General features: G+C 44.5%; 17 protein-coding genes. 11 read left to right on the top strand and 6 right to left on the bottom strand.

Annotation, left to right across the window (positions count from 1 at the left end; translation table 11 throughout):
- Nucleotides 1-17: 17 nt before the first annotated feature.
- A complete protein-coding gene (gene xylB, locus ACE1OE_RS21495) occupies nucleotides 18-1,502 on the top strand; it encodes a xylulokinase (protein ID WP_449212231.1) in 1,485 nt (494 codons plus the stop codon).
- 82 nt (nucleotides 1,503-1,584) lie between these two features.
- Here the strand turns inward: xylB and gatZ are convergent, their stop codons facing one another.
- From gatZ to putA, 4 genes are all read right to left on the bottom strand, one after another.
- Nucleotides 1,585-2,859: a tagatose-bisphosphate aldolase subunit GatZ gene (gene gatZ / locus ACE1OE_RS21500; RefSeq protein WP_449212232.1), complete on the bottom strand. Its 1,275-nt coding sequence runs from the start codon at nucleotides 2,857-2,859 to the stop codon at nucleotides 1,585-1,587.
- 384 nt (nucleotides 2,860-3,243) lie between these two features.
- Nucleotides 3,244-4,737, bottom strand: a complete 1,494-nt coding sequence (putP, locus tag ACE1OE_RS21505) for a sodium/proline symporter PutP (RefSeq protein WP_449212233.1) — start codon at nucleotides 4,735-4,737, stop codon at nucleotides 3,244-3,246.
- An 83-nt stretch (nucleotides 4,738-4,820) separates the two neighbouring features.
- Nucleotides 4,821-5,510 (bottom strand): 1-pyrroline-5-carboxylate dehydrogenase, encoded by a 690-nt coding sequence (locus ACE1OE_RS21510; protein WP_102470344.1) that lies wholly within the window; start codon nucleotides 5,508-5,510, stop codon nucleotides 4,821-4,823.
- Nucleotides 5,511-5,521: 11 nt separating this feature from the next.
- Nucleotides 5,522-8,647: a bifunctional proline dehydrogenase/L-glutamate gamma-semialdehyde dehydrogenase PutA gene (gene putA / locus ACE1OE_RS21515; RefSeq protein WP_449212234.1), complete on the bottom strand. Its 3,126-nt coding sequence runs from the start codon at nucleotides 8,645-8,647 to the stop codon at nucleotides 5,522-5,524.
- Nucleotides 8,648-9,049: 402 nt separating this feature from the next.
- Between putA and ACE1OE_RS21520 the strand changes: the two genes are divergently transcribed.
- The 6 genes from ACE1OE_RS21520 to ACE1OE_RS21545 all read left to right on the top strand — a co-directional run bounded on the left by ACE1OE_RS21520 (nucleotide 9,050) and on the right by ACE1OE_RS21545 (nucleotide 15,953).
- Nucleotides 9,050-9,508, top strand: a complete 459-nt coding sequence (locus ACE1OE_RS21520) for a hypothetical protein (RefSeq protein WP_449212235.1) — start codon at nucleotides 9,050-9,052, stop codon at nucleotides 9,506-9,508.
- A gap of 258 nt (nucleotides 9,509-9,766) precedes the next feature.
- A complete protein-coding gene (gene secD, locus ACE1OE_RS21525) occupies nucleotides 9,767-11,554 on the top strand; it encodes a protein translocase subunit SecD (protein ID WP_449212236.1) in 1,788 nt (595 codons plus the stop codon).
- A 2-nt stretch (nucleotides 11,555-11,556) separates the two neighbouring features.
- The gene (gene secF / locus ACE1OE_RS21530) at nucleotides 11,557-12,459 is read left to right on the top strand and encodes a protein translocase subunit SecF (protein WP_449212237.1); all 903 of its coding nucleotides are present in this window, start codon (nucleotides 11,557-11,559) and stop codon (nucleotides 12,457-12,459) included.
- Nucleotides 12,456-13,547: a calcium:proton antiporter gene (locus ACE1OE_RS21535; protein WP_449212256.1), complete on the top strand. Its 1,092-nt coding sequence runs from the start codon at nucleotides 12,456-12,458 to the stop codon at nucleotides 13,545-13,547. Before secF ends, ACE1OE_RS21535 begins: the two co-directional genes overlap by 4 nt.
- A gap of 65 nt (nucleotides 13,548-13,612) precedes the next feature.
- Nucleotides 13,613-14,266, top strand: coding sequence for a DedA family protein (locus ACE1OE_RS21540; RefSeq protein ID WP_449212238.1), 654 nt, complete (start codon nucleotides 13,613-13,615; stop codon nucleotides 14,264-14,266).
- A gap of 298 nt (nucleotides 14,267-14,564) precedes the next feature.
- Nucleotides 14,565-15,953 (top strand): hypothetical protein, encoded by a 1,389-nt coding sequence (locus tag ACE1OE_RS21545; protein WP_449212239.1) that lies wholly within the window; start codon nucleotides 14,565-14,567, stop codon nucleotides 15,951-15,953.
- 181 nt (nucleotides 15,954-16,134) lie between these two features.
- Here ACE1OE_RS21545 and ascB read toward each other — a convergent pair whose 3' ends face one another.
- Entirely contained in the window at nucleotides 16,135-17,583 is a 1,449-nt protein-coding gene (ascB, locus tag ACE1OE_RS21550; RefSeq protein WP_449212240.1) for a 6-phospho-beta-glucosidase, read from the bottom strand.
- A 432-nt stretch (nucleotides 17,584-18,015) separates the two neighbouring features.
- Here ascB and ACE1OE_RS21555 point away from each other — a divergent pair, with 432 nt between their 5' ends.
- The 4 genes from ACE1OE_RS21555 to ACE1OE_RS21570 all read left to right on the top strand — a co-directional run bounded on the left by ACE1OE_RS21555 (nucleotide 18,016) and on the right by ACE1OE_RS21570 (nucleotide 23,347).
- Nucleotides 18,016-19,320 (top strand): MATE family efflux transporter, encoded by a 1,305-nt coding sequence (locus ACE1OE_RS21555; RefSeq protein ID WP_449212241.1) that lies wholly within the window; start codon nucleotides 18,016-18,018, stop codon nucleotides 19,318-19,320.
- Between the two features lie 327 nt (nucleotides 19,321-19,647).
- Nucleotides 19,648-21,384, top strand: coding sequence for a hypothetical protein (locus tag ACE1OE_RS21560; RefSeq protein ID WP_449212242.1), 1,737 nt, complete (start codon nucleotides 19,648-19,650; stop codon nucleotides 21,382-21,384).
- 78 nt (nucleotides 21,385-21,462) lie between these two features.
- The gene (locus ACE1OE_RS21565; RefSeq protein ID WP_449212243.1) at nucleotides 21,463-22,323 is read left to right on the top strand and encodes a polysaccharide lyase family 7 protein; all 861 of its coding nucleotides are present in this window, start codon (nucleotides 21,463-21,465) and stop codon (nucleotides 22,321-22,323) included.
- Between the two features lie 58 nt (nucleotides 22,324-22,381).
- The gene (locus ACE1OE_RS21570) at nucleotides 22,382-23,347 is read left to right on the top strand and encodes a hypothetical protein (RefSeq protein ID WP_449212244.1); all 966 of its coding nucleotides are present in this window, start codon (nucleotides 22,382-22,384) and stop codon (nucleotides 23,345-23,347) included.
- A gap of 80 nt (nucleotides 23,348-23,427) precedes the next feature.
- On the opposite strand, the gene ACE1OE_RS21575 is transcribed toward ACE1OE_RS21570, so the two are convergent.
- Nucleotides 23,428-24,090, bottom strand: coding sequence for an HAD family hydrolase (locus tag ACE1OE_RS21575; protein WP_449212245.1), 663 nt, complete (start codon nucleotides 24,088-24,090; stop codon nucleotides 23,428-23,430).

Consider the following 24,090-nt stretch of genomic DNA (forward strand, 5'->3'; position numbering starts at 1 on the left):
AAAAGAAGGACTTCGAAATGTATTTAGGCATCGATTGCGGAACTCAAGGAACCAAAGCTGTAATTTGGCATGAAGGAAAAGTACTTAGCAGTGCTTACACTTGTCACCCATTGATACAAAACGACAACGGACAGCGAGAGCAATCACCAGAATGGTGGGTCGACGCGATGGAATCTTCAATTAACCAAGCCTTCACAGGGTTTGAAAACCTGAGAAATACGATAAAAGGTATTGGAATATCAGGACAGCAGCATGGTCTAGTATTACTTGATCAGCATGACAACGTTATATGTAACGCATTGCTTTGGTGCGACACTCGACCAGAACATGAATTGAAAGAATTTGAAACCTCAAAAGACATCAATATCGCTAAAGAAATTGGTATTCACGTGCCAGTGGCGTTCACGATTTCCAAATTGCTCTGGATAAAACGACACAATCCCGCCGCATTCAGTCAAATTCACAAAATTCTATTGCCGCATGACTACTTGAATTTCCGCTTAACCGGTCGCTATGCCATTGAGGTCGGTGACGCATCTGGCACCGGATGGTTCAACACCAACAACAAAACCATTGAGCAACGTATATTGTCTCTGCTCAACTTACCAGACAGGTATCGTTTGCCAGAGGTATGCGATTCTCACGCTGTTTTTGGACGAATAACACCTGAGTTCGCTAATAAATTCGGCTTCAATTCGAATGTAATAGTGTCTAGTGGTGGAGGTGATAACATGATGGCAGCTATTGGTACAGGCAATGTTGATAGCGGGATGCTTACTATCAGCTTAGGTACATCAGGCACCGCTTTTGGGCATTCTCAAAAACAAATTGAGAGCCAAAACCACCCTGATATCAATGGGTTTTGTTCATCCTCCGGTGGTTATTTACCACTGGTAAGTACGATGAATGTCACTACGGCAAATAACCAAATCCTCTCAACGATAGGGAAGGGTCTCAATGAATTTGATCAATTGCTGGGCGCTTCATCGATAGGATCAGAAGGACTCGTATCACTCCCATTTTATAATGGTGCGCGGCTTCCAAACGTACCAAGTGCTACTGGTGCTCTTTTGAACATGACCGCTAACAACGTAACACAAGAAAATTTATTACGCGCGACCGTTGAAGGTGTGACTTATAACCTTTCAAGGGGTATTGATACGCTCAGACAAGCAGGTGTAAAATTTGACCGAGCATGCGTCATTGGAGGCGGAGCAAACAGTAGAGTGTGGCGACAGCTCATTGCGGATGTAACGGACCTAACATTACTAACCCCTCAATGTTCAGAAGCAGCGGCAACAGGAGGAGCGCTCCAAGCATTATGGGCTAAACAGCATGACGATGGGTACCCCATACCAATCAGCGATATTTGCCAGCGGTATGTGCAATTTGATAATACCGACACTATCACACCGAACCCGACGCATCATGCGCAATACAAGGTACTCTCTCAGCGCTATCATCAAACTGTTGACCAGTACTTAAGAACATCATTCACATAGTCAAACCTCAAGTCACACAATACAAAAAGGCTTGGTCATCAATACGGCCAAGCCTTGCAACATTTCTACTCCATCTTATTCGTTAAGCTCGTGGGTTTGGTGCACACGCATAATCGTATTGTTCCAATACTTCTTGGATCTTAGAAAAAATTAGTTTCAATGGCGTCGCATTGAGTTTTCCTGACAACACTCGTTCATACTGGTTAGGTAAGTATTGGCTTAGAAGCCCGAATGGAATGTTCACATTATCTAAGTTGTTAACCATTAAATTCAAAGCATCCACAATCCGGTCATCAGACCAATAATAACGGATACGATCAGACAAACTGAAACTCAATTGAACCTTCGCATCAGAGAATTTATCACTGTAATACTGTTCCCAGTATTTTTTATCATCCATCAGTATTTGATTAATCACTTCTTTCGCGTGGCTTTGCTTTGATGCATCAACCAATTCTTTCTCTATCTCTGCCAATGCGTAAATCGCCTCCCTCATTGCGAATGTTACCCACGGACCTACTTTTAATATTGCAAAATGATCATTCACCAAATGATGGAGATTTTCTTTCGTTTGGTAGTCAGTAGAGTGTGCTTCGTAAATATATGGGGTTGACTCAATAAACGTGGAAAGTTCTTTAGCTTGCTCAGGGTTATAATGAATCACATTCGAATGATCGAACTCCACTGCGGGTTGAACGACAATACCCACAACGCGATCGAGGGCGTGATAAACCCCCTCTTCTTCAAAGGCTTGCTTATGTGTTTCGATCGTCAAACGTGCACTGTCTATATCCGTAACGTGAACCGATTGAATTGCTTCTTTTTCACCACCGGGAACGGGGACCTCTGTACCAATGACATACGTGAGTGTTTCTTTAAGCTCATCAGAAGCGGAAGACTCTGCTACTTTTGCTAGCTGAGCAGCTCGGCGCGCGACCTCCATAGGATCCAAAGGAACCGGGTCATCGGCACAAGACATCGACGTGTCCAAATGTATTTTGCTATACCCAGCTTCTACATACGCTTTTATTAACGCCTTCGATTTTTCCATCGCTTCTGACGCAGGTTCTGACTGCCAGCAATTTGGACCAAGATGATCACCGCCAAGAATCAGTCTGTGTTTTGGAAAAGAAACCTGATCAGCAATTTGATACACAAAATCACGAAACTGAACAGGGTTCATTCCCGTGTAACCACCAAACTGATTAACTTGATTAGACGTAGATTCAATCAAAACAAGATTATTTGATGGTAATTCAAATTGTAGTGCGGCTTCGATGACCCAGGGGTGAGCAGAGCACACTGAGCATATCCCTATATTTCGTTGTTTTTTATGCGCTTCTAATATTCTTTTCATTTTCAGACCTTCTTGTTTCATTTTATTTTGATTATTATTGATCTAAATGAAAGCAATTGTAAGCCCAGAAGGGAAATAAATAAAAACAATTGAAAGCAAATGTGTGCTTTACGATGCCTAAAATACTCTAAAATTGAGACAACAGACCGTATTATTGCGTTGGAATTGAGAGGGAGGCGAATCACTGGCTGAACGTGCCAGACGAGTAGCAAGCTTAAGGTTTGTTACTTAGTGCTTCTCTCATACATATTTACGAAGGCATCGTTATCTTTTTGTAAGCAGAGGAGAAATGTAGTACATCACATAGAGGTAAATAAATGGGCAAAAAAAATCCCCGAACAGTCTTCGGGGATTTTTATGAGAGTGACAGTCACGCTATCCGAATCAATCTAATTCAATCAGATTCTTCTCAAACACATCATGTTGATCTTGTACGTCTTTCGAAGGGCCGCCAGTTAAAGCACTCACTGCAATGATTGAAATCGTAGAGAGAATGAACCCTGGAACGATTTCGTATACATCAAAAATCCCACCGCTGATTTGTTTCCAAACCACAATCGTAATACCACCCACTAGAATACCGGCAATCGCGCCATTTCGGTTCATACCAGCCCAATACAAGCTTAGCAATACCGCAGGACCAAACGCGGCACCAAAGCCAGCCCATGCATAGGAGACCAAACCAAGAACCGAGCTATCTGGTGTCATGGCGAGTACTAACGCAACAATAGAGATAGCAACAACACCAATACGGCCGATTTTAACCACCTGCTCAGATGTCGCTTCTTTATTAATGACTTGCTTATAGAAGTCTTCTGCAAGCGCAGAAGAAGACACCAACAATTGTGAATCCGCGGTACTCATGATCGCTGCCAGAATAGCCGCCAATAAGATACCCGCAATCACTGGGTGGAACATCGCATTGACCAGCAACATGAAGATTTTCTCACCATCCGCCAGTACGTCACCACCAGAGTTCGTCACGTAAAGTAAGCCAATCACACCGACCAACATCGCACCTATCATCGATAAAGCAGACCAAACCACAGCGATACGACGAGCGGTTGTCAGGTCTTTGTTGCTACGTGTTGCCTTAAAACGTGCCAAAATATGAGGCTGACCAAAGTAACCCAGACCCCAAGCGACAAGCGAAATAATCGCAATAGCTGACAATGGCTCACCTTTCGTATCATTCCACAATGTGAGAAGCTCTGGATTGATGGCATTTAAGTCATCGATCACTTGTCCGAAGCCGCCTTGCATCGCTGCAATCGGGACAATCATCAATGCAGCAGCCATTAATAGGCCTTGCACTAAATCCGTCCAAGACACCGCCAAGAACCCACCAAACAACGTATAAGAAACCACACATACGGTACCTATGATGACAGCCGTGGTGTAATCCAAGCCAAAGACCGTTTCAAACAGTTTACCGCCTGCCACTAAACCTGAACTGGTATAGAAAAGGAAGAAAAGCAAAATAAAGAACGCAGAAATAACCTGAATCATTTTCGAATTGTCGTTGAAACGACGAGAAAAATATTCAGGTAAGGTTAGCGCGTCAGTCGTAATACTGTAAGTACGCAGGCGCTTGGCACATAGTAACCAGTTAAGCCAAGTTCCCATTAATAAACCACCAGCAAGCCAAAACGCTTCAATGCCAGCAGCATAAGCGTAGCCTGGTAGACCAAGCAATAACCAACCACTCATATCAGACGCACCCGCCGACAAAGCCGCAGGCCATGGTCCTAATGAGCGTCCGCCCAGAAAGTAGTCGCTTGAGTTTGATGTGCGCTTATAGGCAATCACACCAATGGCAAGCATCATCGCTAAATACGCGATAAAAGTTGTCGTAATAGCAAAGCTATTTTGAATCATTATTATTTCCTCATCCTAGAATTCAGCCTTCACCCTGCGTTATCAAAGTGAAGGCCGATAGGGGGCATTAGCAAAAATACCGTTTAACTACCGAGTTCTAACAAGGTAGCGTTCCCCCCCACTGCTGTAATATTGATGGTTCGAGTTCGTTCTGTAATGAACCTCAATACTAAGTTTGGATCGTGTGACGTTAGCATGGACGTCAGATCCGTTTCAGACACCAATAAGCCGATCGCGCTATCACGATTCGCCAATTGGTGATTGACCTGCCATAGCGTTTCTTCCGAGCCCACCAAACCTACCACTCGAACATCTAAGTCGATAAAGGCACTGGCTTCTTCCAAAGGAACGATATGAACAAGCTGTGATGGCAGCTGAGAACGCTCAACCGCCGAAACTAAAAGTTGATTAAAGGCCGTGTTGTTTGAACTAACAATCACCCCATTACCTGAGATTAATGCCGCCGTGATTTGAGCCGTTGCAGCGATGCTTGCATGAGCGTCTTCACTTTCAACGACAATAAGCACTACACCACGACCCGCCGCATAAAGCTCGTTCGTTTCACCCGTTGGGCCTGGCATCAAATGAGGGGTAGCCAACAAAACATTCGCTTGTTGGATGTGATAAGCCATCACGCTTGCCAGCGTCCCGTTGACTTCGTTCATGTTGCGTTGAACGGACAGCACACACTCACGTTGTTGTGCAAATTCAGTGACGTTCCACTGCTCCCAAGCACTGTAAACATCAGAGAAAATCGTTGTGTTATTGACCATGGTTTTTCTCCTTATTTCGACACTTGGATAGCATCAGTAAAACGATATAGATAGTGAGGTCCGCCGGCTTTTGGACCGGTTCCAGAAAGGCCTTGCCCGCCAAATGGCTGAACACCAACCACTGCGCCCACTTGATCGCGGTTAATGTAGCTATTCCCCACTCGAGTGTGTTTTTCGATCCAGCGATAGGTCGATTCATTACGACTGTGGATACCCAGTGTCAATCCGAAGCCCGTTGCGTTGATGCGCTCCACCACATTAGGTAACTCTGCCGCTTTAAAACGAACAATGTGCAAGATCGGACCAAACTGTTCTTCTTTTAAGATGGAGATATCCTCAATCTCAAAAGCACTTGGGGCGACAAAATCACCTTCATCACATTCGTTACCTAATGACAATTGCGCCACTTTTTTGCCGTGAATATGCATCGTTTCAATATGGGCAAGCAGCTTTTCTTTGGCTTTTTTATCGATAACAGGGCCTACATCGGTGGAATGTAAGTAAGGTAAACCCACACTGAGTTCCGCCATTGCACCTTGGATCAGATTGATAACGCGGTCTGCAATATCGTCTTGCACAAACAACACACGCAGCGCAGAACAGCGTTGACCAGCAGACGCAAACGCGCTGCGTACAACATCACGTACCACCTGTTCAGGTAATGCGGTAGAGTCAACAATCATGGCGTTTTGGCCACCAGTTTCAGCAATAAACGGAACCGGAGCGACCTGACGCGCGGCTAGGGTGGCATTAATGCGTTGCGCGGTAGGCGTTGAGCCGGTGAAGGCCACGCCAGCAATCGCATCGTGAGAGGTCAGTGCATGACCTACGTCTGCGCCATAACCGGTGATTAACTGAATAACGTTGGCAGGGAAGCCCACTTCAAGCATGAGCTCTACGGCTTTAACCGCTATCAGCGAGGTCTGCTCCGCAGGTTTGGCGACAACGGTATTGCCCGCAACCAACGCGGCGGAGATTTGACCGAGGAAAATAGCCAGTGGGAAGTTCCACGGACTGATGCAGACAAAGACACCACGCCCACGACGAGTAAAGGTTTTCGACTCACCATCAAAACCGAGCAGTGACTGAGCGTCAAAAATATGAGGTTGTTTCGCGTAGTAGCGACAGAAATCAACCGCTTCACGAACCTCATCAATCGAATCATGAATGGTCTTACCGGCTTCTTGATGACATAACGCCACCAGCTCATGCAAGTTATCTTCTAGCGCATCCGCAAGGCGCAATAAACACTCGCCGCGTTGCTGATAGCTGACTTTTGACCAAGATTCAAACCCTTGCTCTGCGACACGAATGGCATCTGAAACCTGTGTTTGATTCGCCATCGCAACTTGACCAACCACCTTGCGACGATCGTATGGTGCGGTCACCGTATCAAGCGTGGCACCTTCCTTGATCATGCTTTCGTAAAGCGAGACTCCATTAATGATCGGTGCGCCTTTCCACTGCTTGCTCAGGAACGCGTCGACTTTATGTTCGTACTCTTTCACTTCCGATTCAATATCGACATTAATACCGATTGCGTTTTTGCGGTCAGCAAAAATAGTCGGTGGTAAATCAATCTGATCGTTATGCAAGACCGAATTAGCGTTCAAGGCATCCACGGGGTGCACCGTTAAGGTATCAACTGGGCATCGAGCATCAACAAGACGATGGACAAAACTGCTGTTCGCCCCATTTTCGAGTAAGCGACGTACGAGATACGGTAGCAGGTCTTTATGGCTTCCCACTGGAGCGTAAATACGGACCGGTTGTTTGTGGGTCTCCATCACATGGTCATACAGAGAATCACCCATGCCGTGTAGACGTTGGAATTCATAGTCCGTATGCGGTGCCATCGTAGCAATCGCCGTCACCGTATGTGCGTTATGACTCGCAAACTGAGGGAAGATGTTGCCGCGAACGTTATCGCTCAATAGGAATCTTGCACAAGCAAGGTAGGCGACATCCGTCGCTTCTTTGCGAGTAAACACTGGATAAGCATCATAACCGGCTTGCTGAGACCATTTTACTTCGCTGTCCCAATACGCGCCTTTCACTAAACGAAGTGGAATCAAATCCCCTTGTTGCTTTGCTAACGCATTGATCCACACAAGAACTGGCAAGGCACGCTTTGAATAGGCCTGAATCACCAAGCCAAACTTGCCCCAGCCTTTTGCAACGTCGCTACGGTACACTTTCTCGAACAGTTTTAATGACAGCTCAAGGCGGTCTGCCTCTTCTGCATCAATAGTGATCGCGACTTCCAATTCACGCGCACGGGTTAATAACTGAGTTAACATTTCACATAACTCCGTCAACACACGAGCTTCGTTCGCCACTTCATAGCGTGGATGCAATGCCGAAAGCTTGATAGAAACCGAAGGCGCAGGGCTCGTGTCTAGCCCGTACTTATCGCCGCCGACCGCTTCAATGGCCATCAGATAATCTTTGAAATATTTGTCTGCGTCTGCTCTTGTTAGTGCAGCTTCACCCAACATGTCGTAAGAATAAGTAAAACCGCGGTCTCGCATTTTCTTGCCATTTTTTTGCGCTTCGCTGATGCTGCGACCTAACACAAACTGATGGCCCATGACTTTCATCGCTTGATACATCGCCTTGCGAATCACGGGCTCTGAGAATTTGTTGACCAGTTTATTCATTGCATTAGCTGGGCTTTGTGCTTCTTGGTCACCCAAGCCAACCACTTTACCCGTGAGCATCAACCCCCACGTTGATGCATTCACAAAAACAGAGTCAGAGCTTTTTAAGTGAGACTTCCAATCTGCCACACTCAACTTATCGCGAATCAAGGCATCGGCGGTGGCAGAGTCTGGAATACGCATTAAGGCTTCGGCCAAACACATCAACAAGATCCCTTCTTGAGTATCTAGGCTATATTCCAATAGCAGCGCATCGATCATTTGAATCGCATTTTTATCGGCACGAATGGCCTCGATAAGCTGCGTGGTTTTTTGTGGGATTTGTTGGGCTTCGTCACCGACTGGTGCTGCCAAAGGCAAAAGCTGTTGTAACCATTGTGATTCATCCACCATGTATAGTGGAGAGATCAGTGACCAGAGTTGCTCAAGGGGTTGCTCGGCAAACTCTTTTTTAAGCACATCAGTTGCTGTAAACATGCGTCATCCTCAATCTCGCTCCAACCGCAATAGGCGGCAGGCGTACTACAATGGCAGGGAGTGTATTGTGAGTGCACGGCGATTACTTGTCAAAAACTCCGAGCTTTTTGCTGTTTTCTACGCTTATTAACAAAATTAATACAAGGTCACATCCTTACAAGCAAGACAGACGATTACAATTTGCAACTAGATTAACATATTGTTTCATTTTCAATATCGATGACAACGCCATGTTGTCTGCTCTCGCTCTCAATATCGAAAAGCAATGAGTGTATAAAGGACAAACTGGCCGCCACATTTGTAATATCCACTAACACTTCAACGAATAACTCTTCACCTAATCAGGACCACCATCCGCTATACTGTCTGCGATTAAAATCAGGTAAACCATATTAAATTGGGATGACATTGTTTAAACGCTTTTACCAACTCTTTATCGCTATCATCATTACAATGTGTACTCACTTTGTAAGCGCTGACGAGTACGTAACGTTTGAGCCATCAAGTTTAGATTCAAGCATCTCATTTGCTCTTGAAGAAAATAGTGTGTTAGACGAGTATTCAGACTCAATGACAGACGAAGACGGATCGGTGTTGAATGACAGCGCGGGCCCTTTATTTTTATCGGTCTCTCGACGCGCGATCACCGATGCCACTCAATCCGTTCAAGGGCTCATCCCAGACTATTATCTACTGATCGCATTTTTACCGCCGCCGCTATTGAAAATAGCGACGACGGCAACCTCCATGACTTCACCCCAACTGCATTGGACAAGCCGTATTAGTTCTGCTCCTTCTCGCCTGTCCGGCTGGAAAGACGCCAATACCTTGTACACCCACCAACACGCAAGATTTAGCTAATCCTCTATCAAACATTAAGAAACCACTCCCGATATCGTTAGGTTTTCATCACGTATAGCGTTCATTTTCGGCCTTTAAACGGGCGATAACGACGCTATGTTGATGACCGCTATGTGCTGATAATAACTTTGCGCTGATAAAACAATGCGCTGAGTTGCCATTCAACATTTGTCATACGTATGCATTTAATCATTCGTATACATTGTGTTTTCAGCGATCTCGAGAGTTCACTATTGATACGTTTTAGAGAATTTTCTTGTGAAAAAAAAGACCCAAAGCACCATTAATCGCTTCGCGAAATGGAAATACATTGTGCTCGCAATCAGCTTAATCATCATGCTGTTAAGTGCACTCCCCTCCTTGTATGGCGAGAATGCAGCATTGCATATTAATCATCGCGGACATACCGTGGATGCCCCCCAAATATCACAACGCCTGCAACAAGCTGGCATTACCCCGACTAGCATCGACCAGCAAGGCGACAGCACCATTGTTATCTTGTCGGACCCAACGCAACAAGCCCAAGCCCAGTCGGTCTTAAATCAATACCTCGACCCCTCTATCACCGTTGCACTTGCCATGGAAGCCGCTGCGCCAAAATGGTTGCTCAGCGCCGGGTTCTCTCCTATTGCCCTTGGTTTGGATTTGCGTGGCGGCGTGCAGTTCTTACTAGAAGTCGATATGGAACCGGTCTACCAAGCACACCGCCAAATGGTGATTGATGAGTTTGCCTCTGAAATCAGAGCAAGCCGTGGACGAGTCATTCAAGATGCTGTTCAAATTAACTTATATAACGACCAGGATGTCACCACTGCTCGTACGTTGCTGCGTAGTCAGTTTGCCAATTGGGACAGTCGTATTAGCGGCAATACCGTCACGCTTTCATTATCTGATGATGAAAAAATTGCATTGCGAACCCTTACCGTTCAACAAAATTTGCAGATCATGCGTGGGCGTCTTGCTGAACTTGGCATCACCGAAGCCTCTGTGCAGCGTCAAGGGGAAAGCCGAATTCGAATTGAATTGCCCGGCGTACAAGATCCTGCAGCAGCGAAAGATGTGATTGGTGCCACCGCATCCTTAGCATTTCATTCAATGCCTGACACGCAATCCAGACAATCTCTGACCTTACTTGATAACGATGGCCATACCGTTCATGTGGATCGTCGTGCCATTTTGGCGGGCGAGCACATTATCGACGCAAGAGCCGGACTTGGTGAGATGGGAACGTCAGAGGTAAACATCTCTCTTGATTCCAGTGGCGGACGAAAAATGTCGCAATTTACTCGCACCAACATCGGTCAGCCAATGGCAACGCTGTATAACGAATACAGCCGAGATGCCTCAGGAGAGAGCCAACAGGTAAGTAAAGTCATTAGCGTCGCAACCATTCAGTCTCAACTGGGTAGCCGCTTTCGAATTACCGGTGTAGGCAGCATGCAAGATGCCCAAGAACTTGCCCTTTTACTCAGAGCAGGATCGCTTACCGCGCCAGTGACCATAATAGAAGAGCGCACTATTGGCCCATCACTTGGTGCTGAAAATGTGAAAAACGGCTTTGCTGCACTCGCGTTAGGTCTAGCGCTTACATTGAGCTTTATTGCACTTTGGTATCGCAAGATGGGCTGGGTCGCCAACGTCGCTTTGCTCGCCAATATGGTGTGTTTATTTGGTCTCATTGCACTGCTTCCTGGCGCGGTTCTCACGCTACCGGGTATTGCTGGCATGGTATTAACTGTCGGCATGGCCGTCGATACCAATGTGTTAATTTTTGAACGGATTAAAGACAAGATGCGCGAAGGAAGAACCTTTGCACAAAGTATTGATAAGGGCTTTAACAGTGCTTTCAGCTCCATTTTTGATGCCAACCTAACCACAATGATCGTCGCCATCGCACTGTACACCATAGGTAACGGCCCCATTCAAGGGTTTGCCATCACACTTGGGCTTGGATTATTAACCAGTTTATTTACTGGTGTATTTCTGTCTCGCGCCATCATCAATCTCATTTGGGGGCGTGATCAGCGCCGTGAAGTAAAGGTCTAATTATGAAACTCTCTCAATACTCTTTAACTCACACTCGCTATGCTATGTCCGCTATTTCAATGCTGCTTCTACTGATGGCAACGCTGTTCATTACCTTTAAGGGATTTAATTGGGGACTGGATTTTACCGGTGGAATTGTCGCAGAGGTTCGTCTTGATGAAAGCCTAACGGCAACAGAGATCCAACCCTATCTAGATGAAGCATTAATGCAGGAAGTCCATATTGTCAGCTCAACAGAGCCTGGACGATGGATCCTCCGTTACCACCCTGTTGAGGATGAAACGCTGGCTTTGTCTCCGATATTAAAATCGTTCAGCCAACAGGTAGAAGTACTCAACAGTAGTATCGTTGGACCCCAAGTGGGACAAGACATGGTAGAGCAAGGGGGCGTCGCCATTTTAGCTTGCTTCGTGTTAACCATGTTGTATCTCAGCTATCGATTTGAATGGCGATTAGCGTTAGGTGCCCTTGTCGCATTAGTCCACGATGTCGTCATCGTCCTAGGATTATTCTCCGTCACTCAAATGGAATTCAACCTAACTATCCTCGCGGCCGTGCTGGCGGTACTTGGCTATTCGTTAAACGACTCAATTATTATTGCGGATCGCGCTCGTGAGCTGTTTAAATCGAAGCCTAAAAAGTCAGCCGACGCACTCATCAACCTCGCCGTAAAAGCAACGTTTTCCCGAACCTTGGTCACTTCCGGCACCACCCTCGTCACGGTATCCAGCCTGTGGTTACTTGGAGGCCCTGCCTTAGAAGGGTTCGCAATCGCATTGTGTTTAGGTATTGCATGTGGCACATGGTCATCCATTTCATTGGGGGTCACCTTGCCGCAAATCATAGGCATCAGCCCAATGCATTATCAAGTCACGAAACCAACCCCAGAGGAGGCATTGCCATAATGAGATTAATCAAACAAGAAGTGATGTTCTTACTGGGTCTGCTCACGGTAGTACTCTTCAAGTTTGGAGGGGAAAGCGTGTTGCAATCGCAGATGAGTTCTCCCGTTGGCTTATTGCTCACTGTCGGGCTGTTTGTTGTCGTGATGGCCGCAATATTTGCGGTCGTACGTCATTCCGACGCACTTGCGATTAAGTTAGGTGATCCCTACGGGACTCTCATTTTAACGCTGTCAGTGATTTTACTTGAAGTCGTGATGATATCGTCCGTTATGCTTACGGGCGATGCCAATCCGGTCCTCGCTCGAGATACAATGTTCGCCGTTATCATGGCCGTACTGAATGGTTTAGTTGGGATCACCTTGTTAATAGGGGGGCTTAAATACCACACGCAAAAATACAATCTAGACGGCTTAAAATCGTACCTTGTCGCAATTGTCCCATTGGCGCTGTTGTGCCTTGTGCTACCTAACTTCACCAGTGCTGATAAATCAGGAGCAATGTCAACCGCACTGATGACCATGCTTGTCTTCGCTTCTGTTGTTTTATATGGGGTATTTTTGTTCATCCAAACCCGCAGTCACACCCATTTCTTTATGGATGAAGATCATCAAGATGAGCATGAATTCCATGGGCCACTGGGCAGCAATTTATACCACTCAATCATGCTGGTGGGTTACTTACTCATTGTCATTTTACTGGCCAAGAGTTTAGCGATCCCAATTGATGGTACCGTGGGGTTGCTCGGTGCTCCTGCGGCATTAGGTGGGCTTATTGTTGCCATTTTAATTTTAGCCCCAGAGGCGGTGGGCGCTGCGAAAGCAGCGCTCAACAATCAGTTACAGCGAGCTATGAATTTGTTCTTTGGTTCGGTGCTCGCCACTATTGCTTTAACCGTTCCCGCCGTTTTATTGATCTCCACTGTCATTAGTCAGCCAATCCAGCTGGGTCTAGCTCCGGCAGAGATGGTATTGCTCGTTACCACATTACTCATGACTGGCATCAGTTTTAGTAGCGGTAGAACGAACTCTTTAAATGGCGTCGCGCACCTCATACTGTTCGTTGCATACATCGTTTTGATGTTCGAATAACACGCTTTATTTAACCTTGTGCGATCTCCGCACAAGGTCTTTTTATTCATATTGAAGGATTTTGTATGCTGGACATTTTTACTGCGATTTGGCACCACGACTTTGAAGCACTTCAGCAAATAAGTTCGTTAAACGGTTTTTTGATGCTGCTTGCTTTCATATTATTACTCGAATCAAGCTTTGTTTTCTTACCTCTACCCGGAGACAGCTTAGTCCTTTTCGTGGGTGGCCTGGTTGGGCTAGGGATCCTTGATTTTTATCCGGCGGCAGGCGCGCTTTGCTTCGCAGCCTCACTTGGCAGTATCAATGCCTACTTACAAGGTAGAGTGCTCCATAAAACACGCTTTGTGCCCTTTCTAAAACGAGTGTTACCCAATGATGCGTTACCCAAAGCGAAAGACTTACTCCATCGCTATGGCTTTCTATCATTGTTTATCTCACGCTTCATCCCATTTGTTAGGGTGCTCACACCGATGCTAATGGGGCTCTCAAAACTCAGTGTTTGGAGAACGGTCATCATTAGTACAACCAGCTCTGTATTTTGGTGTTTGCTACTAATGATATCGGGGAAGTGGTTAATGATTCACCCAAGGCTGAATGACTATCAAGAGCTTATATCTAAAGGGCTGCTTTTATTTAGCATGTCGCTGGTGGCAGTCGCGGTTATTGGGTTGGTATATCGCTACATGACGTCAAAAAATGAAAGTTGTAATTTTTAACTCGTATTGCTGGTTCAATATACAAATCTGAGCCAGCATCTCACCACCATATTTAATTGCCTCACCACATAAAACTGCACTTAAGATAAGTTTCTAACAATAGTTATTTTAAAAAAATATATTTTATCAACAAAAAACACATTAAATTTAAACATCAGAATTAATAATAACATAAGCATATTGTTGTTTATTTGAATTTGTGACATTAATCACACAGTAAGTGACATATATTGATACTCCCATTTATTTTTTTGAAATAGAATCACAAAAAAAATAAATCATAATAAAGAGAATAAAATTGAAAAAGACAATATTGAGCAGTGCTATATTTTCAGTGTTATTAATATCAGGGTGTGGCGGAAATTCTGACGATAATAAAGAAGCGATACCAGGTAAAATAATCACCGTTATTGACGGTTATATTGAACATGCCGAAGTCTGCGCAGACCGAAATGCGAATGGTGTTTGTGATAGTGGTGAGTCACTAGGTTTCACAAATGAAATAGGAAAGTTCAACATACCACATTCGGATTTGACTCACCCTATCATTACTCGTTCCATTGCAGGCTCTTCTATCGACAAAGACCGCATTGGGTATGTGGCACAAAGCTACGAAATGATTGCAGAGCCCGGCGCTGCTTTCGTTACCCCTTTTACGACGCTCGCAAGTGCAAAACAAATGACTGTAGAAGCCCTAGCAAACGAGCTAAGTCTTAACCACGATGTTATTTCTGGGGACTATATAGCAGCAAAAAGTGATGACGCAAACGGAGAAGACGCCATTGCTGCACACGCGCTAGCGCGTAGCCTTGTTCATGAATTACCATCAAGTGCATCTGAGCTAGATGGTGATGCGTTGTTGCAATCTGCGACCATAATTCAAGGTGCAATTGAAGATCATGTCAATGATTCTGGTACAGAAACACTAGAGGATATCGACTTTGTCCGCTCAGAGAGTGGAAACTACGAAAGTGTTGATGTTATCAATGACTTACAGTCTTACTTAGTCGGTAATAACACAACGGTAAACAACCCAGAAACGGTATGGAACATTGCAGGCTTCAACACCTATTGGGCAAAGAAAGAGGGCATATTTCCGGCCTGGCTCACTCATGACAAGCTTTGTATCGATGAAGATGACACCGTAAGTTGCGGGGAGTATTCAGTAAATAACCACACAATTTCTATTCCAGGTGATAGCGGTGACGAGCACAACGAGTTTATCTATACGTCCTCCAATCTATCTTTTGTTGTACCAGACCAAGGTGATCTTAACCTTTGGACAACAGAAGACTTAGTAAGCGCTAACCTTGAGTTCACTAAAGAAGATTTCGAGAACAAGACGTGGCACATAGTCTTTGATGACTCTAACAGTCCTGTTTCGCTGCCTACTTACGCTACATTCGATTTTAAAGGCTTCGATACAGCACTCAACAAAGGCGACGTTATAGTCATTGAAGACGGTGAAGAGGATTACGCCACCACTTGGAATCTTGACAATGGTAACTTGACCATTGTTTTTGATGAATACTCTAGTGAGAACAATATTGAATTACGTTATGCGACAACTGATGGAGCTATTATGATAGTGGCCGATTTACAGCATGACGAAAATGTATTTTTATTTATGACTCAAGATGGCGACCTTGCACAAAACATCACAAAGAAATGGAAAGAGGCTAAGTAATTAAAAATATCTGGCGTGTATTTATTACACGCCAGGTAAGTAAACACCTACAATATTTAAAATAATCAGACCAACCACTAATTTACACTCAAATACAAATAATCAAGGACAACATAAATAACCAGCCAGATATTTATAGCGACGATTGTTTATATCCAGATAACATAAATGTTGTCATAATTTATATATTGTTGTTATTTTCATCTAAATGTCGTCCATTAGACGCTATGACCTGCTTATACCAATAAAATGACTTTTTGCGAGTGCGTTCTAACGTACCATGACCCATATCATCTCGGTCAACGTAAATGAAACCATAGCGCTTACTCATTTCTCCGGTAGATGCAGAGACCAAATCAATACACCCCCAGGGGGTATAACCCATTAATGGCACACCATCTTCAATGGCATCAGCCATCGCTTCAATATGAGCTCGTAAATACTCGATTCGGTAGTCGTCATGAATCTCACCATTCTCATCAACGACATCTTTTGCCCCTAGCCCATTTTCCACGAGAAACAGTGGTTTTTGATAACGGTCATACAGCGTATTCATGGCTATTCTGAGCCCCATTGGATCAATAACCCAGCCCCACTCACTGGCTTCTAAGTGAGGATTTCGAATGGATTTAACGACATTCGCTTCGCTCGTATTTCCCTGATTCATATCAGCAGAGGCGCAGCGTGATGCGTAATAGCTAAAAGAGATAAAATCGACCGTATTCGATAGTATCTCAAGATCACCATCGCGGATATCAAGGACGACACCCTTATCATTAAAAGTACGTTGCGCATAAGATGGGTAATACCCTCGTGCTTGCACATCAATGAAAAATAGGTTTTCTCTGTCTTTATCCAGCGCCATTTTGACATCTTCAGGCTTACAAGAATAAGGGTAAAAATTGCCACCCGCTAACATGCAACCCACTTGATTCTCAGGGTTCATCTCATGAGCAATTTTGGTCACCAACGCACTCGCGACTAACTCATGATGAGCAGCTTGATACTTCACTTGTTCCTTGTTCTCACCTTCTTCAAACCGTAACCCAGCGCCAGAAAATGGACTGTGCAACAAGATATTAATCTCATTAAAAGTCAGCCAGTACTTCACCAAGCCATCAAAAGACTCGAAACACGTGCGGGCATACCTTTCAAAGAAACCAATCATTTCCCTACTACGCCAAGAGCCGTATTGATTGACAAGGTGCATCGGAACATCAAAATGACAAAGCGTCACCAGTGGCTCGATTCCGTGCTTTTGGCACTCGCGAAATAGGTTTAGATAGAAATCGATACCTTCCTGATTCGGCGCCAATTCATCCCCTTTTGGAAACAACCTTGCCCAAGCGATAGAGGTCCTGAACACCTTAAAGCCCATTTCAGCCAATAAGGCGATATCGCTTTTATATCGATGGTAAAAATCAATCGCATCGTGACTCGGGTAATAGTCGCTATCATCCAGATTGGCACAATGGTTCAATCCAAGCTTAATCGGCATACGATTATCCCCATATGGGATCATGTCGACCGTTGACAGACCTTTATTTCCTTCTAGATATGCCCCTTCAGCTTGATTGGCAGCTATCGCGCCCCCCCATAGAAATTTGTCTGGAAAAACTGACATTTTCATTCCTTAAACATTCATTAGCCTATCATGGCCCATCTTTAAATTAATTTCAGATATGCCATTTAAAATCAAACAGTTGATCATTGATATATCAGCCGTTTAATCATTTTATTGCCCATAAAGTTACCAGTAACACTATGACTGTAAACGACTATAAATAGAATATTTCAATTGTGCGGAATGACTCATAATTTTGGCTATAACGAAGAAACTTAAGAAAGAAAAATGCACCAAAATCAGTGAGGCTCATAATTGAACGTGACTCAGCTCATGCCATCGGGACTCGTTTTGTATTATTATATCATTCAAGAATAAAAGAGATGCCCCCTCCTCTTCCGTTTGACCCATGCTCAATAAGGTAACGCTTTGTCCTCCCATTCCTACATAAGAAAAAACTTTTCGCTTGCGTGGCCGCTCGCGTTTAACGCATTGCTGATGCAATCCATGTTAATGATCGATACCTTGATGGTGTCCCCACTTGGTGAGATCCCTCTTGCGGCAATGGGCATTGCGACCACCGTGGTGGCGTTTATTCTTGGTATTCAAATGGCATTGGCCAATGGTACTCAGCTGGTATTGAGCAGAGCCGTGGGATCGCAAACGTCAGGCGCACTATCGAAAGCCTTTTTATCAGGCATGATTATTAACTTGTCAGTCGCCTCATTATTTTGGTTACTGCTCACACTCTTTGAGCAACCGTTGCTGCACACCATTACTGATGATATGTCGCTACATACGGAAATCAGTGGCTACCTAGATGTTTCCAAGTATCTGGTCTTATTTACCTCGGTCACACAGGTTATCACAGCATTATTTAATAGCATGGGACGCACAAAAGTTCCGCTCAAAGGGTACGTCCTTGAGCTACCAATTAATACGGCTCTCTCTTATATCCTCATTTACGGAGTATCACTTTCTGAGGGGGTAAGCATTGAAGGAACAGGGGTTCAAGGGGCTGCATTAGGCAGCGTCATTGCCATTGCGATTCGTCTCATTTTCTTGTGCTTATGTGTGCACCTTGATTCCGCTATCACACTCAACATGCGCGACCAACTGTCGACGTTAAAGCGTAACATCCGCCTACATTTTGTAGAGATTTTCCCTGTCGCCGCCAACGTAACAATTTTGTCTATTGGTGCGACTACGTACCAACTCATGTACTCACAACTGAATATCAACGCCTATGTTGCCATCACGTTAGTGTTCCCTTGGATTCGAGCAGGAACACAATTTATTACCGCGTGGGCACATTCGTCTGCCATCACGATTAGCCAAGCAATAGGCTCTCGTAAAATGGATGATCTAACGAAAAACGTGGATACAAGTATTGACGTCGCGGTAGGCATTTCCGTTGTCTGCGCTGTGTTTTTTGCTGGGCTCAGCCTCGTCATTGCCAATGTGTATCCCGATTTGGATCCATCAACCTATGAAGCGCTTGCCATTATCGCGCCACTCTACATCTTTTTGCCTATTATTCGCGGTTACAATACCGTGCATGGACACGTACTGAGAGCGCTTGGCAAGACAACGGCTGTATTTAAAATCAACTTCACGGGACAATGGGTAATCTCTATCCCATTGTGTGCGCTTATAATTTTTGGTTTTGATGGTTCAATATTTTGGGCATTTGCTGTGCAGCCATTTGAAGAAATCGTTAAAGCCTTGCCTTTCAGAGCCCTCGCAAGAAAATCACTCAAAGAGTTCGATATGAAGAAAGCCGATGCGCTTATGTATGATTAATCAATAAACAATAAATCAATTAGACCGTCCTCTAAGTCCTAACTAATCCAAGTAAAAGAATCGCACATTGGTTAGGACTTATACCTTATTCTACTCTGTAAACTGCCACTCGTTCGGTAAATAACGCGACAAAATGACATATTGACTAGGTTATCCAGGCCTTTATTTCGATACCATTATCACTAACCGCTAAGTCAGTCACAATTTTTGACGATTATACTGTCTTACACGTGACGACCGTCAAGCTACATATTCTTACACCTAGAAACAAACTCTTAGATCATACAATATTATTGAATACTAAGTTCACGGATATGAAGAGAGTTTATGATGCGAATGACTAAGATTGCGGCTGCAATTACCCTTTCAGCAGGTTTATTGGTGGGCTGTAATGGTCCAGAGCTAGTTCAAGAGCCAGAGGTAACGCCCCCAGCACCGACTTCACCTTTAACTGGTGCATACTGGGATATTAGCGATTCCGGCTCAGCAGCCGCGACTGCAAGTGCGACAGATCTGCCGAATGTTTATGTTTTTGATGGTACTGATCAAAAATACTACGATGATGATGCTACTCCTGGCACATATAAAATATACACAACGACTTATACTGAAAACCTCGACGACGATACGATCGAGTTTACTTATTACAGTGCAGATGGCCCAACAGTTGTTAACGGTAGTTACTCTGTTTCTAATGGTACATTGTTGACTATTACAGATACTAGTTACGGTGATCTATCTGGTTCAGATCAAGCCCAAAATGATGACGTCAAAGACGCTGTTCAAGCTGCAAATGATGAGTTAGGCCTCAATAACGCCGTGCAAATTCTCGATACTACTGGCAGCACCATTGATCCTGAATTTAAAGGAGACACAGGGAAGCTTCGCTTACAGTTGGAGGACCCAGCAGCCATCACTTCAGGAAAAATTACTGTTGACTTAGTCTATGAGGTTGATGAAAACACTGAACAGGAAGCCGATGGTTCGGGAGATAGCGCCTATATATCACTCTATGCAGGCGGAACCTCAAATAGTAACCTTCATGGCGAAATAATTTTGACCAGCAGTGGCAGTATTAAGTTCCGCGATGCATCAGGCACTCAAGTCGATACTGGAGGAACATTCAAAGAAGGTGAAAACTTGGCTGTCGAAGCCAGCTGGGCTGATGATTCCTTCACATTCTCAATCAACGGAGTGTCATACGACGGCCAAGTAAGTGAAAACGCACCCGTCCAAATTATATCCTTAAAACTAGGTGATAATGGCAACACAACTAATTATCGACTAGTTGCTGACAACCTAAAAGTTTACTCTAACGATGTTGAAGCCGATACTCTTGTTTTCGAAGATGACTTTGAAAGCTATTTAGTAGGGAGTTCATTATCCGACAATCTAAATTATGCAGATAGCTCAGAAGCAACTGTCATTGGTACCAATGATGACACTACCGAACCTGGTGATGTGACTGATGACTTTGAGTCGTATGATATTGGTGAATCGATAGATGTTGCGAGTCAAAACTTATGGTCAGTATCAAATATAGTTAGTGACAGCAACGGTTCTACATCAGCAGTTGTCAGTAAAGGACCTCTTGCTGATGATTCACAGACGCTGTTTCTAACAGATGCTAGCTCTGATACCAAGCCATTTGCAATGCGTAGCTTCTCTGGTGCAGCTGCGACAGGTTCCGTATCACTTGATGTTTACACTCCAGAAACAAATGAAAAAGCAACATACATTCACTTAGGGGTTGGTAAAAACAATTCTGATCGCTACTTCGAAGTAAAACTCTCTGGTGGCAACCTAAATTACTCTACTTCTAGTGAAGGTGATCAGAAGATAACTGATGCCGCTCAAGGTCAATGGCACGCCCTTACGGTTGATTGGAGCAATGGGCTTATTGATGTGTCTCTCAATGGCAGCAAAGTAGCAACTGGTATTTCGCAAGCAGATACAGGATTCTCTGCTAGCAACATTCCAACGCAACTAACTTTATACACGGGTGACAACAGCAATATGACAAACACAGCTTACTTCGACAATGTCGATTCGGACTTGTTCTAAGCTGAAACCTTTCTTCACTAAATACAGCTCGGCCTTTTGGTCGAGCTTTTTAATTCGATTTAAATAAGGACGCCCTCGATGGTATTTAAAACGATTAAATTTACTTTCCTTGCTGCGGCTTTTACAACACCATTTTTCGCCACCGCGGTCGAGATAAAACCCGCCACGGGCGAACAAATCGCTCCGGTAAACTACATTCAGTTTCAGCACATTCTCAGCGAGTCTAAGCTCCAAATATCGGATCCTGCAGGCAAAGCCGGCAACAAAAAAGACGTCGCGCTCGATAGCGACTTTACCGGTATCGTAAACGAAAATTTTTATGTTGATAAAGGTTCTGAGGCCTTTGTTTTTAAAATGAATGGATTTAAAAAACGCAACGAATTACGCGTATTAGAAAACTTCAAATCCAATGACCCCAACACGTTCTACCGCCTTAGTGCTGATCTCATGCCGATTCATCCTCGCGAAGCCGTGAAAGATAGCGAGAAAAAACGGGACGAAATGACCTTCTTGCAAGTACACAACAAAGGCACATATGACGACGGAAATCACGGCACAGGCTACATTCCTCATCCACTACTTCGTGTCGTTTATGACGCTGACCGTCAAGGTAAGCAAGATCACTATTGGGCTGTAATTAAGAATAACGCCGTCGACTGTGGTTCGAAAAGCGGCAATAAAGGTAGCGTTGAGTGCAAAAGTGCCTATCTTCGTGTTGATCTTGGTCCTATAAACCAAGATGCTCCTACACATTTTGACATCATTGTTGGCGACCAAAAGTTGGTCATCAATGTTGACGGTGAAACCAAGCTTGATCATGACATTACTTATTGGAAACACATGCTGAGTTACTTCAAAGCGGGAATCTATAACCAGTTTAAACATGGTACCGGTGAAGTGCACTTCTATAGCCTTGACTATGCTATTGATAAGAAGTAAGCATTGTTGTTTTAGGGCACGTAGGGTGCCTTTTTTTATTTAGATTTGAGTGACGAATATGAACCGTAAACCCTCGATTCTTCAAGCTGCCATTGTTGCCTATTCTTCCTTATTATTGTCCGCCTGTGGTGGGAGCAGCAGTGAAGACACACCATCAGATGTATACAACCCTCCTGTTGATGATTCCGGGCAATATTATGTAATCAGTAGCACGGATCTTATCGCGGATGGTGCCAATGGAATGGCAACCTATGACTTGATAGAGAGCATACTCGGTACCGGCTCTATTGAAGCGCCTGATCTCTATGGTGACGCTAATCATCAGCACATTGATCATATCACGGAAGACAATGACAACATGGTCGGTAACTACTTCCGTTTTGTCTTACACAGAGATGAAGATAAGGACCGCGATAAAGACTATACCGATAGGCAACGTAACGAAATTAAGGTGTACGATAAGTCGGATGACTCTCTAAAAGGAGTAATGGACAAAACCTTCGAATATCGTTGGAAGTTCAGGGTCGGGGATGACCTCGCGGTCACCAGTCACTTTACCCATTTATTCCAGCTTAAAGCGGTAACCGATGGCAGCGATCCGGTCAGTCAACCGCTGGTCACGATTACCGCCAACACTAAGAGCGGTGAAAGTGGGCTCGAAGTGAGACATGTTACGGCCGATAACACCAAAACCATGTTATTGCATACCTCTCAGATGGATATTGACTGGGCAACGCAGATACAAGGCCAGTGGTTAGAGGTCATGGTGAGAAGCACATTTAGCGAAAAAGGCGCACTGTACTTATCGGTAACACCGCTTGGTGAGCAAACCCCGTTGTTTGCCGTTAATGAAAGTAATATCGAATTGTGGCGCTCCGCGAGCAATGCGAGCGACGGTAATTTTGTCAGACCAAAATGGGGAATCTACCGCTCTCTGAACGATATCGCCTCTCTCAACGAGGGTGAAGACGAGGTTTGGTTTGCTGATTTCTCAATTAAAGAAGTAGAGAAAATCACGGAGTAAACCGTGTCAGAAATAACGGAGTGATTGGCATTGTTCATACCAATCACTCCGATAAATACCAAAGTCGTCGTTTTAACGCACTAAACCGACCACTCTAATACCTGCCAATTCTCTCTATCACTCAATGCTTTGAGTTTCGGACATGGGTTTACTAAATAAGCAAAATCCGCATATTCACATAAAGGAAGGTCGTTAATCGAATCCGTATAGAAATGGATCGAGGTGTAATGTCTATCGCCTGCTTCCAACCATTGCTTTAGCCTTAAGACCTTACCGTCACGATAGGTTGGAATGCCTTTAATCTGTGCGGTATAGGCATTTTTGTCTTCGATTAAATCAATGCCCATCGCCGTATCAATGCCTATGCGTTGACCAATCGCTTGGACAAGAAAACTAACGGAAGCAGAAATGATAACCGTCTCAATCGCATCACGCTTTAGCTCAGCCAATCGTGCTTTTGCTTGCGGAAAAAAACGCGGCATAATTTTTTCATCGATGCACTCATTCACTAAACTTGCGACTTGAGACTTACTCACACCCTGCAGCGGTGCCATGGAAAAAGAAAGGTAGTCTTCCATGTCCAGTTCCCCCTGAGCGTACAGTGTCATCAAGCGCTGATCTTGCTCTAGGAAATCCACTTGTATCGCGATCCCTTTCTCGACCAAAAATTCATTCCAAAGCATGGCACAATCCGCATCAAATAGCGTCTCATCCATATCGAATACATAAAGGGGTTTTGACAT

This window comes from Vibrio sp. E150_011 (genome assembly GCF_053544015.1).